The 13,666-nt window shown below is 71.8% G+C and carries 11 protein-coding genes; 5 read left to right on the forward strand and 6 right to left on the reverse strand.

Going from position 1 to position 13,666, the window contains the following annotated elements; genetic code table 11:
- The first annotated feature begins 4 nt into the window (after window positions 1-4).
- Window positions 5-853: an aldose epimerase gene (locus tag OV207_RS26355; RefSeq protein WP_267557854.1), complete on the forward strand. Its 849-nt coding sequence runs from the start codon at window positions 5-7 to the stop codon at window positions 851-853.
- Window positions 854-859: 6 nt separating this feature from the next.
- On the opposite strand, the gene OV207_RS26360 is transcribed toward OV207_RS26355, so the two are convergent.
- Complete coding sequence (locus OV207_RS26360; protein ID WP_267557856.1) at window positions 860-2,047, reverse strand: cytochrome P450; 1,188 nt, start codon at window positions 2,045-2,047, stop codon at window positions 860-862.
- A gap of 90 nt (window positions 2,048-2,137) precedes the next feature.
- Between OV207_RS26360 and OV207_RS26365 the strand changes: the two genes are divergently transcribed.
- On the forward strand, window positions 2,138-3,118 hold the full coding sequence (locus OV207_RS26365; RefSeq protein ID WP_267557858.1) for a hypothetical protein: 981 nt from the start codon (window positions 2,138-2,140) through the stop codon (window positions 3,116-3,118).
- A 91-nt stretch (window positions 3,119-3,209) separates the two neighbouring features.
- On the opposite strand, the gene OV207_RS26370 is transcribed toward OV207_RS26365, so the two are convergent.
- On the reverse strand, window positions 3,210-4,163 hold the full coding sequence (locus OV207_RS26370; protein WP_267557860.1) for an alpha/beta hydrolase family protein: 954 nt from the start codon (window positions 4,161-4,163) through the stop codon (window positions 3,210-3,212).
- 323 nt (window positions 4,164-4,486) lie between these two features.
- On the opposite strand from OV207_RS26370, the gene OV207_RS26375 reads away from it, so the two are divergent.
- Genes OV207_RS26375 through OV207_RS26385 form a run of 3 tightly spaced genes read left to right on the forward strand, consistent with a single transcriptional unit; the run spans window position 4,487 to window position 9,628 of the window.
- Window positions 4,487-5,776, forward strand: coding sequence for an O-acetylhomoserine aminocarboxypropyltransferase/cysteine synthase family protein (locus tag OV207_RS26375; protein WP_267557861.1), 1,290 nt, complete (start codon window positions 4,487-4,489; stop codon window positions 5,774-5,776).
- Window positions 5,777-5,780: 4 nt separating this feature from the next.
- Entirely contained in the window at window positions 5,781-7,118 is a 1,338-nt protein-coding gene (locus tag OV207_RS26380; protein ID WP_267557862.1) for a homoserine O-acetyltransferase family protein, read from the forward strand.
- Window positions 7,115-9,628 carry an ACT domain-containing protein gene (locus tag OV207_RS26385; protein ID WP_267557863.1) on the forward strand — a complete coding sequence of 838 codons (2,514 nt, stop codon included), beginning with the start codon at window positions 7,115-7,117 and terminating at the stop codon, window positions 9,626-9,628. Before OV207_RS26380 ends, OV207_RS26385 begins: the two co-directional genes overlap by 4 nt.
- 64 nt (window positions 9,629-9,692) lie before the next feature.
- On the opposite strand, the gene OV207_RS26390 is transcribed toward OV207_RS26385, so the two are convergent.
- The 4 genes from OV207_RS26390 to tatB form a co-directional block, all read right to left on the reverse strand.
- On the reverse strand, window positions 9,693-10,409 hold the full coding sequence (locus OV207_RS26390; protein WP_267557864.1) for a hypothetical protein: 717 nt from the start codon (window positions 10,407-10,409) through the stop codon (window positions 9,693-9,695).
- A gap of 274 nt (window positions 10,410-10,683) precedes the next feature.
- On the reverse strand, window positions 10,684-11,775 hold the full coding sequence (locus tag OV207_RS26395; RefSeq protein ID WP_267557865.1) for a potassium channel family protein: 1,092 nt from the start codon (window positions 11,773-11,775) through the stop codon (window positions 10,684-10,686).
- A 12-nt stretch (window positions 11,776-11,787) separates the two neighbouring features.
- Window positions 11,788-12,993, reverse strand: coding sequence for a twin-arginine translocase subunit TatC (gene tatC / locus OV207_RS26400; protein ID WP_267557867.1), 1,206 nt, complete (start codon window positions 12,991-12,993; stop codon window positions 11,788-11,790).
- Window positions 12,994-13,032: 39 nt separating this feature from the next.
- Window positions 13,033-13,566, reverse strand: a complete 534-nt coding sequence (gene tatB, locus OV207_RS26405) for a Sec-independent protein translocase protein TatB (RefSeq protein WP_267557868.1) — start codon at window positions 13,564-13,566, stop codon at window positions 13,033-13,035.
- Between the last annotated feature and the right edge of the window lie 100 nt (window positions 13,567-13,666).

The raw sequence follows: 13,666 nt of genomic DNA on the forward strand, positions 1-13,666 counted from the left end.
TCCCATGAGCGGACCGTTCCCGGGCATCGCGGGGCTGGACACCTACGCGCTGGAGGATGGCGCGTGCCGCGTGGAGGTCATCCCCACGCGCGGCGCGCTCGTCACGCGCATGGTGGTGGACGGCGAGGAGGTGCTCTTCCTGGACGAGGGCACCGTCGCCGACCTCACGAAGAACGTGCGCGGGGGCATCCCCGTGCTCTTTCCCATCGCCGGTCCCCTGCCCGGGGACACGTACCCGGCGGACCGCAAGGCGTACACCCTGCCGCAGCACGGCTTCGCGCGGCGGCTGCCGTGGACCGTGCGGCAGGCGGAGGGCTCGCTGCTGGTGCTGGGGCTCACCTCGTCGGAGGAGACGCTGCGCCAGTACCCCTGGGCCTTCGACGCGCAGCTCACCTTCTCGCTGGTGGGCAGCCGGCTCACCATCGACTTCGACCTGGAGAACCGGGACACGCGGCCCCTGCCGCTGCACCTGGGCTACCACCCGTACTTCCGCGTGCCACAGGCGAACAAGGCCCAGGCCCGCGTGGAGACGGACGCCACGCACGCGTGGGACAACCGGGAGAAGAAGGAGGTGCCCTTCACCGGCCTGGACCTCACGCAGGCGGAGGTGGACATGCACCTGCGCGACCACAAGGGCCCGGGCACGGTGCTTTCGCGCGGGCCGGGCCTGCCGCCGGTGAAGCTGTCATGGAGCCCGGAGTTCCGGCTGCTCGTCGTGTGGACGTTGCAGGGCAAGGACTTCGTCTGCGTGGAGCCGTGGACCGCCGCCGCCGGGGCGCTGGCCACCGGCGAGGGCCTGCTGCACGTGGAGCCCGGCGAGCGCGTGTCGCTCGCGTTCGACATCGAGGCGTGAGCGCGCTCAGGCGTGCGGGATGAGGGGCATCGTCAGCGGGCCGCGCACGGTGAGGGAGGTGTTCCACTTCACCGGGCCCGCGGGCGTGAAGCGCGTGAAGCGGGACAGGAGCACCTCCAGCCCCACGCGCGCCTCCAGCCGGGCCAGGGGCGCGCCCAGGCAGAAGTGGATGCCGTGGCCGAAGGGGAAGTTGTTCACGCCCTCGCGGTCCATGTCGAAGGTGTCCGGGTCCTTGAAGCGCTCGCCGTCGCGGCACGCGGAGCCCACCATCAGCGCCACGCGCGCGCCCTCCGGAATCACCACGCCCGCCACCTCCGTCGCCTTCGTGGTGACGCGCACCAGGCCGTGCACGGAGGGCTCGAAGCGCAGCACCTCCTCCACGAAGCGCGGGAGCTGGGCCGGGTTCTCCCGCAGGCGGGTGAGCAGGTGCGGGTGCTCCATCAGCATGCGCACGCAGTGGCTGACGAGCTGCACGGTGGTCTCCAGCCCCGCGACGACGAGCAGGAACAGGAAGCTCATCAGCTCCGTGTCGGAGAGCGCCTCGCCGTCCACGCGCGTCCGCACCAGGTCCGACACCATGTCGTCCTGGGGCTGGCGGCGGCGGTCGGCGACCACCTGGGACAGGTAGTCCTCCATCTCGCGCACCGTGGCGCGGATGGACTCGTGGCGGTGGGTGTCCGTCTCCGTCGTCCCGGACACGCTGGACAGGTCCACCGACCAGCGCTTGTAGCGGGCGGTCATCCGCGGATCCAACGCGAACAGTTCGCCAATCACGCTGGCGGGCAGCGGCATGGCGAAGGCATCCACGAAGTCCACCTCCCGCTCCGGATGCAGGCGTTCGGCGAGCGCCTGCGCGAAGCTCCGGATGCGAGGCTCCAGCCGGTTCACCGCCGCGGGCGTCCACGCGCGGCTCACCAGCGTGCGCAGCCGCATGTGGTGCGGCGGGTCCATGACGATCATGGATTCGGAGAACGGGTTGTGGCCCAGCCACGGGGGCGCCGTGACGGCGCGCACCCCCGCTGAGGAGAACACCTGCGGGTTCTTGAACGCCGCGGACACGTCCTCGAAGCGCGTGAGCGCCCAGAGGCCACCTGGCTCCACCTGACACACCGGAGCGTTGCGCCGCAGCTCCGCGTACACGGGGTAGGGATTGGCCCGGACCTCCGGGGCCATCAGGTTCACGCGTCCGCTCATGGAATAATTTCCTCTCCGGGCTGGAATTCTATACCCGGTATACTGGCGTCTGAACAGAGGCACTGCCTCCCCCTTCCCTCCCCGAGTCACATGCCCCGTCTCGTCCTCGCCGCCGTCCTTGCCCTGGGCCTGTCCGCGTGTTCGGACGACCCTGATGAGCCCACGCCCGATGCGAGCAGCACCGCCGACTCGGGCACCGCCACCGATGCCGGGGCGGACGCGGGTGTGGATGCGGGCACCGACGCGGGCACGCAGGTAGACGCCGGCACGGACGCGGGCTCGGGCAGCTCGCGGGGTGCCGGCAAGCTGCCCTGCATCACCACGGGGACGACGCAGACGGACGCGGGCACCCTGTCGTTCTGCGAGGCGCAGGTCGGCGCGGCGAAGGTGAAGATCATCGAGCCCCAGGCGGGCATCGCGGCCGCGCCCATGAAGCTGGCCATCTACCTGCACGGGGATGGCGCCTCGGCCTACAGGCCCGACAACAGCGGCAAGGGCCCCCGCGCGCTATACACCCACGGGGGTTGGGCCTACGGGCACAACACGCTCTACGTGGCGGCACTCGCACCGAACAGCTGCGCCTGGTGGACGACCCCGGAGCGCACGGACTGCTCCACCGAAGCGACGGACGCGGATCGCGACCTGGAGGGCAAGAACGCGGCGGCGCTGGCGGAGATCATCGAAACGGTGCGCCGGAGCTGGGACATCCTGAACGGGCCCATCTACTTCGGCGGCTCGTCGGGCGGCTCCATCCAGCTGACCGCCAGCTTCCTGCCGCGCTACGGCGACCGCTACCCGGGCGTCTACGCGCTCAGCTGCGGCGGCGAGAAGCCGTGGTCTGGGAGCATGGACTGGGATGCGAGCCAGGCGTCGCTGCGCGGTAGCACGAAGTTCTACTTCACCTACGGCAGCAAGGACTTCCTGTACGACGACATCCAGGCCGCCAAGGCCTACCTCACCGGGCTCCAGTTCCCGGTGGACGACAAGATCATCCCGGACGCCGTGCACTGCGCGTTCGATCAGATTGGCCGCGTCTCCGAGGTCTGGAACGAGGCCACCCCCACGCCGTAGTTCGCGTGGCTGGAGCGCGTGAAGGCGCAGCCGGGCTTCCAGGGCGCGCTGCCGCCCTACCCCGCGAACGCCCAGGTGCGCTGAGCGGACCTCACCTGTCGCGTTCGACACGCATCGCCTCACGGACCTCCGCGTCCGTGAGCACCACCGTCGGTGCCTCCGCTGGCGCTTCCGCGAGCTTGCGCGCCAGCAGCTCCGTCACGGGCGCGAGCACACTGAAGTGCGTGGCGCCGGGCACGGCGAGGAACGACAGCGGCGCACCCTTCGCCGCCTCGCGCAGGGGCTCGAACGCGTCGGTGTTGCCCTCTTCCGCGCCCTCGATGATCTGCGTGGGTACGCGCAGGGACTCCACGAAGCTCACCGGGTTGCGCATCCACAGCTCTGGTCCCGTAGCGCGGTCCAGCGCCGTGCCCGTCTTTCCGTACACGGAGACGTCGTGGACGGGACCGAAGGCGTAGACCCCCTTCAGGCGCGGTGCATGCGCCGCCGCGATGAGCGCCAGCGTGCCTCCCGTGCTGTGCCCACCCAGGTAGATGCGAGCAGGGTCCACGTCCGGGCGCCGGGCCAGGAAGTCGATGGCGGCCACCACGTCGTCCGCCTCACCCAGGAAGTACTCGCGCTCGCCGGGGTTGTCGTTCGCGCCGCGCAACGACGGCAGCATCAGCACCATGCCCGCATCACGGAACGCCCGCGCGCTCTGGTCGTTGTCTCGCTTGGCGGGCACCCACGCGAGCGGACCGATGCCCCAGTCGAAGCCTCCGTGGATCCACACCATCGCCGGACGCCGGGCCCCTTCGCGCACGGGCGAGACGTAGGCCGCGTTGCTTCCCAGCGGCGCCGGATAGCGCACCACTTCGAAGGCACTCACGGGCGGAAGGTGCGCGCTCGCGGGGAATCCTGCCGGGTCCTTCAGCTGCGTGCGGAACGTCTTTCGCAAGGTCATGGAGGTGGGCGGCGCGGGCCGGGAACACGCGCCCGCGAAGAGACAGGTGACGAGGCAGGCCAGCAGCTTCGTTCCAGGGGGTGGCTTGACAGTGCGTGGCATGCTCGCTACTTCTATTCGCAGAATGTTCGTCACCTCCGCCATGTGCATGTGTTCGATGCCTGTTCCGGGTGGGCCCAAGCCCGCCGCGGCCGGCTGACGCACAGCCTGCCCCTGGCGAGCCACCGGAGCCCACCCACCCGCGAGGGTCGGTGGGCTTCGTCGTTCCGGGCCTCCGCTCTCGCATCCCCGCCGAAGAGCGTCGTTAGCGCCCACCGAGACCTGAAGCCTCCCCCGCCGCCCGTCGTGCCCTGACGTCCCCGTCACCCGTCCGCCCTTCACCTCACGCGCGCCTTCGCTGGCGACGCGAACAGGAGCCCCTTGCCATGAGCACGCCCAACGACCGCCCGCTGCACTTCGACACGCTCGCGCTGCACGCCGGCTATTCGCCCGACCCCACCACCGGGTCGCGCGCGGTGCCCATCTACCAGACGACCAGCTACCGCTTCCGCGACGCGGACCACGCCGCCGCCCTCTTCGGCCTCAAGGAGTTCGGCAACATCTACACGCGCATCACGAACCCCACGACGGACGTGTTCGAGAAGCGCATCGCCGCGCTCGAAGGGGGCGTGGGCGCGCTCGCCGTGGCGTCCGGACAGGCCGCGCAGACGCTGGGCATCCTCAACATCCTCAAGAACGGGGATGAGCTCGTGTCCGGCGCCAGCCTCTACGGCGGCACCTACAACCTCTTCAAGGTGACGCTGCCCCGCCTGGGCATCACCACGCGCTTCGTGGACTCCAACCGCCCGGAGTCGTTCCGCGAAGCCATTGGCCCCAGGACGAAGGCGCTCTACCTGGAGTCGCTGGGCAACCCGCGCCTGGACGTGCCGGACTTCGACGCCATCGCCGCCATCGCGCGCGACGCGGGCCTGCCCCTCTTCGTGGACAACACCGCGCTGTCCCCCGCCCTCTTCAACCCCCTGCGCCACGGCGCGCACATCGTGCTGCACAGCGCGACGAAGTACATCGGCGGCCACGGCACCTCCATTGGCGGCGTCATCGTGGACGGTGGCAACTTCCCCTGGGAGAACGGCCGGTTCCCGGAGCTGACCGAGCCCAACCCCGGCTACCACGGCCTGCGCCTGCGCGAAGCCTTCGGTCCCGCGGCCTACATCCTCAAGGCCCGGCTGGAGGGCCTGCGCGACCTGGGCCCCGCGCTCAGCCCCTTCAACGCGCACGCCTTCATCCTGGGCCTGGAGACGCTGCGGCTGCGCCTGGAGCGCCACTCGCAGAACGCGCTCGCGGTGGCGAAGTGGCTCCAGCACCACAAGAAGGTGGAGTGGGTGCGCTACCCGGGCCTGGAGAACGACCCCGCGTTCACCCACGCGAAGAAGTACCTCAAGAACGGCTTCGGCGGACTCGTCACCTTCGGCGTGAAGGGCGGCCTGCCGGCGGGGCGCCGCGTGATTGACGGCGTGAAGCTGTGGAGCCTGCTCGCGAACATCGGCGACACGCGCTCGCTCATCATCCACCCCGCGTCCACGACGCACGAGCAGCTGTCGCCGGAGGAGCGCGCCAGCACGGGCGTCACCGACGACCTGGTGCGGCTGTCCGTGGGCCTGGAGCACCTGGACGACATCCTGGCCGACCTGGACCAGGCGTTGGACGCGGCCTGACGCCATGCGACCCGTGAGGAATCCCGTGGAGCTCCCCGCGCGCGCCGAAACGCCGCGCGTCTTCGACCTGTCGCTGCCGGACCTGCCCCTGGAGGCCGGCGCCCGCGTGGCGCCCCACCTGGTGCGCGGCTGGTGGTGGGGGCCCCCGGAGGACCTCGCGTGGCTGCGGTCGCGCTCGCGCGTGCACTCGGAAGAGGCGACGCGCGCGGGCAGGCTTCAAGTCGTGCGGCGCTCCGCCTCCGAGCTGCGGGACGCCGCCGCCGATGCACGTCGCGACGGTCCGCGACGCGCGCCCGACCCCGTGCCCACCGTGCTGCTGGTGCACGCGCTCACCGGGGACATGCACGCGGGGGGCGAGGGCGGCTGGTGGGAGCCCGTCATCGGGAAGGGCCGGCCGCTGGACCCTTCGCGCGTGCGCCTGCTGTGCTTCAACAACCTGGGCTCCTGCTACGGCACCTTCGGCCCCGCGGACGAAGGCTTCCCCCTGCGCACCGACGACACCCGCTTCGGCCCCTCGCCGGTGTTGGCCAAGGGCGACCTGCGCCTGGATGAGCGCAGCCTCCCCGCCACCCTCACGCCGTGGGACCAGGCGCGCTCCATCCTCGCCGCGCTGGACGCGCTGGGCATCGCGGAGGTGGCGCTCGTCATCGGCGGCTCGCTGGGCGGCATGGTGGTCCTGTGCCTCGCGGCGCTCGCGCCGGAGCGCTTCCAGCGCATGGTGCCCATCGCCACGGCGGAGTCGGCATCCGCGTGGGTGGTGGGCTGGAACCACGTGGCCCGGCAGGCCATCCTGTTGGATCCGGAGTACCCGGAGTCCCCCCGGCGCGGCCTGGAGCTGGCGCGTCAGTTGGCGACGCTCACCTACCGCGCGGAGGCCGGCCTGGACGCGCTCCAGAAGCGTCCGCAGGCGTGGTCTTCGCGGGCCCTGTACCCGGTGGAGAGCTACCTGGAGCACCAGGGCGCGAAGCTGGAGGCGCGCTTCGATGCCCGCTCCTACCTGGCGCTGCTGGGCGCCATGGACCACCACGACCTGGCGCGCGTGCCCACGCCGCGCGGCGGCCCCGGCCTGGACCGGATCCGCGCGAGCACGCTGAGCATCGGCATCGACCGCGACCAGCTCTTCCCGCCCGAGCACATGGTCACGCTGTCCCGGCGCCTGCGCGCGCAGGGCCTGCACGCCGAATACGCGGCCCTGAGCAGCGTGCACGGCCACGACGGCTTCCTCATCGAATGGGACGCGCTCGCGCCCCTGTTGCTGCGCGCCCTGGCCCTGCCCCCGGGCGTGGGCCGTGACGCCCGCCCCTCCTCCCCTGCCGGCGTCCGCGCCCGGAAGACTTCATGACCGCCCCCGTGAGCATCACCCGCTACGCGCCCTTCCTGCTCGACACCGCCCTGGGCCTCGCGTCCGTGGCCACGCACCTGTCGCGCCGCGACGCGGGCACCACGCGCGCCGCCATCGTGTCGTCGCCGCCGTGGCTGTCCACGGGCCTGGAGGCCGCGCTGTCCATCGCGTTGAAGGGCAACGCCGTGCTGGCGCGACAGGAGCTGGATGGCCTCCTGGCGCGCGGCCTGTTGATGCTGGAGGAGGCCGAGCGCCGGCTGGGCGCGCCTCCGGGCTCCACGTCGGTGGAGGCGGAGGGGACGCGCACGCTGGCGTCGCTGCTGGAGCCCGCGCGGCGCGCGCTGGATGGCGCCAGCCTCGTGCGCGAGCGACGCCCGGCGCTGGAGGACGTGGTTCAGGGCGCGGGCGAGCGGCTGACGGCGGCGCTGCTAGGACGGCTGCTGGGAGCGCGGGGCGTGCCTTCGCTGGAGGTGGACGGGGCGGACTGGACGGTGACGGAAGGAGAACCCGGACAGGCGCGCGTGGACCGGGAGCACACCCGCGCGCGGGTGGCGACGCTGCGGCCCACCTGGGAGGGACGGCTGACGCTGCATGCGGGAGGGCGCGGGGTGTCGCTCGACGGGCGCTCCACCACGCTGGGCTCCGGTGGCGCGGACGAGACGGCGGCGGTGCTGGCCGTGCTGCTGGGCACGCCGCTGACCCTGTGGACGGACGTGCCCGGGGTGATGACGGCGGATCCGCTCCACGTCGCGGACGCACGGCCGGTGCCGCACCTGAGCTACACCGAAGCACTGGAGCTGGTGTACCTGGGCCTGCCCACGCTGCACCCGCGCGCGCTGTCCACGCTGCGCGACGCGGACATCCCGCTGCGCGTGCGCCACCTGCAACAGCCCGACGAGCCGGGCACCCTCATCGACGTGCCCGGCGCGGGCGACGGCAGCGTGCCCACCTGCGTGGTGTCGCTGGAGGACCTGGCGCTGCTGGGGCTGGAGGGCGGCGCGGAGGAAGCGGCGCGGCCGGTGGGGCCTCGCGCGTTGCAGGCGCTGGAGGCGGCGAGCATCGACGCGTGGATGGCGGCGCAGTCGTCGCCGGGCCGCTCGGTGGCGGTGGTGCTGCACAAGGCCCATGCGGCGCGCGCGGAGCAGGTGCTGCGGCGTGAGCTGGCGCTGGAGCTGGAGCGGGGCGCCCTGCTGCCGCCCCAGGTGCGCGCGCCGGTGACGCAGGTGGCGCTGGTGGCGGAGGCGATGGGCCAGGGCGCAAATGTGGCCGGCCGCCTGTTCCAGCCGCTGGGCGCCCTGGGCATCAACGTGCGCGCCATCGCGCAGACGGCCAGCGCGCGCTCCATCTCGTTCATCGTGGATGGAGGGGAGACGGCGCTGACGGTGCGCACGGTGCACGCGGCCTTCCACTTCGCCCACGAGGAGGTGAGCCTGCTGGTGCTGGGCCATGGCGTGGTGGGCAGCCAGTTGCTGGAGCAGCTGCGCACGCTGCAACAGACGCTGGCGCAGGAGCACGGCATCCAGCTCAACCTGGTGGGGCTCGCGGACAGCCGGCGGGTGCTCTTCTCGCCGGAGGGCATCCCGCTGCACCAGTGGCGCGAGCGCATCGAAGCGGTGCCCGAGGGAGCGTCACCGCCCGTGGTGCAGGCGCTGCTGGAGCCGCTGCGGCGGCTGCCGGTGCCGGTGCTGGTGGACTGCACCGCGGCGGACGGCATGGAGGCGCTGTACCTGGAGGCCTTCCGCGGCGGCATCCACGTCGTGGCGGCGAACAAGAAGCCGCTGACGCAGCCGCGCGAGGTGTGGGAGCGACTCAGGAGCACCGCGCGCCTGAACCACCGCGCGTACCACTACGAGACGACGGTGGGCGCGGGCCTGCCCGTCATCCAGACGCTGAAGGACCTGGTGCGCACGGGGGACCGGGTGCACCGGGTGGAGGGCTCCTTCTCCGGGACGCTCGGCTACCTGAGCCAGCAGTTGATGGACGGCGTGCCGCTGTCGAAGGCGGTGCGCACCGCGCGCGAGCTGGGCTTCACGGAGCCGCACCCGCGCGAGGACCTGGCGGGCACGGACGCGGCGCGAAAGGCGCTCATCCTGGCGCGCGAGCAGGGCCTGGAGCTGTCAATGGAGGACGTGGAGGTGGAGCCCTTCGTGCCGCGCGCGTACCTGGAGGAGGCCGACGTGGAGCGCTTCCTCACCAGCCTGGAGAAGCTGGACCGCACGTTCACGTCGCGCATCGAGGGCCTGCGCGCGGAGGGCAAGGTGCTGCGCTACCTGGCGCGAATCGATCCCGCCGCGAAGGACGGCCCGGTGCTGCGCGTGGGGCCGGTGGCCGTGGCGAAGGAGCACCCGGCGACGCGGCTGCGCGGCTCGGAGGCGTTCGTGGCCTTCTCCACGGAGCGCTACGCGGACCACCCGCTGCTGGTGCAGGGCGCGGGCGCGGGAGGTCCCGTCACGGCGGCCGGCGTGCTCGCGGACATCCTGAAGATTGCCCAGGGCCTGCGCGGACGGTGACGGCGGCGCACGGGGGCACGGTCTGGGGCGCCGCTTCGGAACAGCACCCCGCCCGTGGCCCCGCCTACTTCCGGGTCCGCGTCTTCTTCGCTGCGGCCGTCTTCCTGCCAGGCGCCTTCCTGGCGCCGCCAGCGCGCTTCGCAGCCATGGACTTCTTCACGCCACCAAGGGGCTTCGCGGACACGGACTTCTTCACACCACCGCGGGGCTTCGCCGCCACGGACTTCTTCACGCCCTTCTTCACGCCACCAAGGGGCTTCGCGGACACGGACTTCTTCACGCCCTTCCTCACACCACTGGGGGGCTTCGCGGACACGGACTTCTTCGCCCCGCGCGCCGCGCTCTGCTTCACCCCACGGGCGCCCCCCGTGGGTCCCGCCGCCTTCAGGTCGGCCGCGCCCCTCTCCGCGAGTCCCTTCTCCAGGGAGGGGGTCTCCTGCGCCTCCTTGCCCCCCGCGGGATCGCGCGTCGGAGGACCCGACCGGCTCACCGCCACGTGCCGTCCGGAGAAGGCCTCCCAGGACTCCAGGGCATGTGTCCACCGCGCCAACAACTCCTCGCGGACGCCCGCATCCGGCAGCCCCTCCGCGTGCAGCGCCACGGTGATGCCGTGCACGGAGGGAACCAGGCGCAGTTGGACGGTGCGAGCCCGGCCCCACTCCTCGCGCTCCAGCCGCAGGCGCAACTGCTTCGCCGGAACGCACCGCACCACCGTCACCCGCGTCCCATCCGGCAGTGAGGCCAACGCCCCGTCCTCCAGCGGCTCATGGATCGTGCCCACCCAGCGCGACAATCCCGGGCCTTCACCCCACCCCTCCCACGCGACGTCCGCTCCCACCGAGAAGGACCGACGGACACCTGCCTGGAATCCAACGGTCGCGGTACGGCCTGTCGGCATCTGGCAGCTTCTCCCGGCATTGGGGGGCTCCGTCCCATCACGGGAGGAAGCGCCCGATGAACCGACTTCTTAAGGGCGTGTCGCTGACCGGAGCAATGCTGCTGGCCGCATGCGGAGGCATGGAATCGGCTCCCGGACAGGAGTCCGTGATGGACGCTCACCCCGTGGGGCGATAGCCGGGCATCAGGAAGTTGTCGTGGTCCGCGTACGCGGGCGCGTCCGCCTCGCCGGTGAAGGCGCGCAGGGCGCAGTACTCCGGATAGGACGCCTGGACGGTGACCTGGTCCCCGGGCTGGAACACCACGTCCCCGTTCGGGTGCAGCGTCTCCTCCGCGCCCCGGATGAGGGACAGGGCCAGCCCGCCGAAGCGGTCGCGCACCTGGGACACGTTCATGCCCGGCAGGCCCTCACGCGCCACGAACAGCGACACCACCATCAGGTGCTTGCCAATACGGAAGGAGTGCACGAGCCGAGGGTCCAGCGCCGCCAGCGCCATGGCGGGCGCGGCCAGCGAGGAGCTGGACAGGGCCTCCGCCTTGAACGTGTCGCGCACCTTCGCGCCCAGGTCGTCGTCGAACAGCCGGATGACCACGCGGATGCCCGGGTTGAGCCTGCGCGCGTCCAGCGCGATGTTCAGGTTCGCCAGGTCGTCGTCCGTGGCGCAGACGATGGCGGACGCGTGCTTCACGTGCGTGCGCGGCAGGCACAGCGGGCTGCGCGTGTCGTCGATGAGCAGCGGCACGTTCTCATCCCGCAGCGCGGACACGAACGTCGCGTCCTCGCGCTTCTCCACCACCACCACGTCCTTGCCCATCTCCCGCAGCTGCGTCACCACGCGGTAGCCCACGCGCCCCGCCCCGCACACCACGACGTGGCCCTTCATCGTTTCGGACACCACGGTGACCCACTCCTTGTCGTTCTTGTGCCGGGCGAAGAAGAGGTACGCGAAGCGCACCACGCCATCCACCACCAGCGCGATGCTCACGGGGGGGATGAGGATGTTCAGGCTCTCCACCAGCCAGTCGTCGACGTACGGCAGCGACGGCTGACCGAAGAGCAGGAAGTAGACGTGGTGCAGCGCCTCCCCGTAGGCGATGCGCTCCCCGCCCGGCCCCACGAAGCGCCACTGGAACAGCAGCGGCCCCAGCCCGAAGATGACCGCCGCCAGCAGCAGCGTGCTGCGGAACCTCCGCGACAGCGCGCGCAGGTACCGCAGGTCCACCATCAGTCGCGCGGAGAAGCTCTTCATGCGCGCGAGAGTCTACGCCGCCGGGGTGATGTCCGTGGAGGCTTCCGACTTCGAGCGGCGCTTCTCGATGAGCCACACCGCCAGCACGCCCAGCTCGTAGCAGAGCAGCATGGGGCCGGCCATGAGCGACAGGTTCACCACGTCGCCCGTGGGCGTCAGGATGGCCGCCGCGATGAGGCACACCACGAACGCGTGGCGCTGGTAGCGGAAGAGCCACTTCGACTGCACCACCCCGACGATGCCCAGCAGCGCCATCACCAGCGGCAGCTCGAAGATGACGCCGAAGGCGAGGATGAGCAGCAGCACCAGCGACAGCTGCTCGTTCATCGTCAGCATGGGCCGCGTCCAGCGCGCCGCCTCCGCCTCCGCGTGGCCCCGGGCCAGCTCCTTCTCCAGCCGCCACAGGCCGGACATCTCCTCCGCGCGCGTGGGGGCCACGCCCGCGAGCAGGCTCGCCGCCTGGTCCATGGCCACCTCCGACGCGACGTAGTCCTGCCGGCCGAAGGCGTTCACCGCCTCCACCCGCTTCTCCACCGCCGCGCGCAGCACGCCGCGCGCGGGCACGCCCAGCCCGTCCGACGCCGCGTCCAGCAGGTCGCCCAGGCCCTTCAGGCGCGCGGTCAGCTCCACGCTCTTCGCGGTCGCGACCTCCGGGTCCTTCACCTGGCCCTGCCCCGCGGCCGTCAGCGCGGCGCTGGTCTGCTTCGCCAGGTGCCCGGCGCGCTCCACCTCGCCAATGCGCAGGAAGCGCAGCGCGTCCTCCGCGCCCAGCCTCGCGGTGTCCACGCGCTGCTCCAGCGCCAGCGTCTCCTCCTCGCTCAGGAGGAACTTGAACATGGAGGGCAGCACCAGGAAGTAGCAGAACAGCGCGCCCACGAGGAACGCCACCGAGCCCAGCATCACGAAGGGCGAGGCGTACTTGCGCTCCTCCGGGTAGAGCCCGGGCGACACGAAGCCCCAGATCTGCCAGAGGATGACGGGCGTGGTGAGGAAGATGCCGCAGTACACGCCCACCTTCATCAGCACGTTGATTTCTTCGATGCCGGATGTGTAGACGAGCGACCGGCCGTCCGCGGGCAGCGCGTCGAGCACCGGCCGCATCAGCAGGCCGAAGATGGGCTTGGCGAAGAGCAGCGACGCGGCGCCCAGCACGAGCACCGCGAGCGAACACTTCACCAGCCGCGTGCGCAGCTCCGTCAGGTGCTCCGACAGGCTCATGCGCAGATCGTTGAAATCAACCCCTTGGCGGTTCAGGGCTCAGCTCCGTTTCGGCGCGTTGCGCGCCACCGTGCCCGGGATGGGGGCGAGTTGCGGGAGGCCATCCGCGCCAGGGCGCGGCTCCGTCCCTGCCGCGTCACCCTCCGCTTCCGGCGAAGCCTGGGGACCGGTGGCCACCGCCAGGGCGGCCGCCTCCGCGGACGGCCCGTGGGACTCCGCCGCCGCTTCGGGTGCGGGCAGGTGCGCGGGCTCCAACGACGCGGTGAGCGACGGCGCGGGCTCCGCGAGCATGTTGGGCAGGGAGCCATCCGGCAGGTGGTGCAGGCCCCCCGTCAGCTCCGGCGGCGGGGACGGCACGCGCGTGCCCGGGCGGGCCGGAAGCTCGCGGTTGAACTCCTCGTCCATCGCGTAGAACTCGCGCTCCACCACGTTGCGCACGTCGTCCGTCTGGCGACGGAACTCGCGCATGAACTTGCCGATGGCCCGCGCCAGCTCAGGCAACCGCTGGGGGCCGAGCACGATCAGCGCGGCCACCAGGATGAACACCATTTCGCCTGCGCCGATGTTGAACATGGGTCTTCAGAGTCCCCTTGAAGGGAGTTCCCGGGTTATCGCCCCGGGAGCGGGCTCGCGCAACCGCCAGTGGACGTCCAGCGACCGACCGGCACCGTGG

It is taken from the genome of Corallococcus sp. BB11-1, assembly GCF_026626625.1.
In the GTDB taxonomy this organism is placed as follows: Bacteria; Myxococcota; Myxococcia; order Myxococcales; family Myxococcaceae; genus Corallococcus; species Corallococcus soli.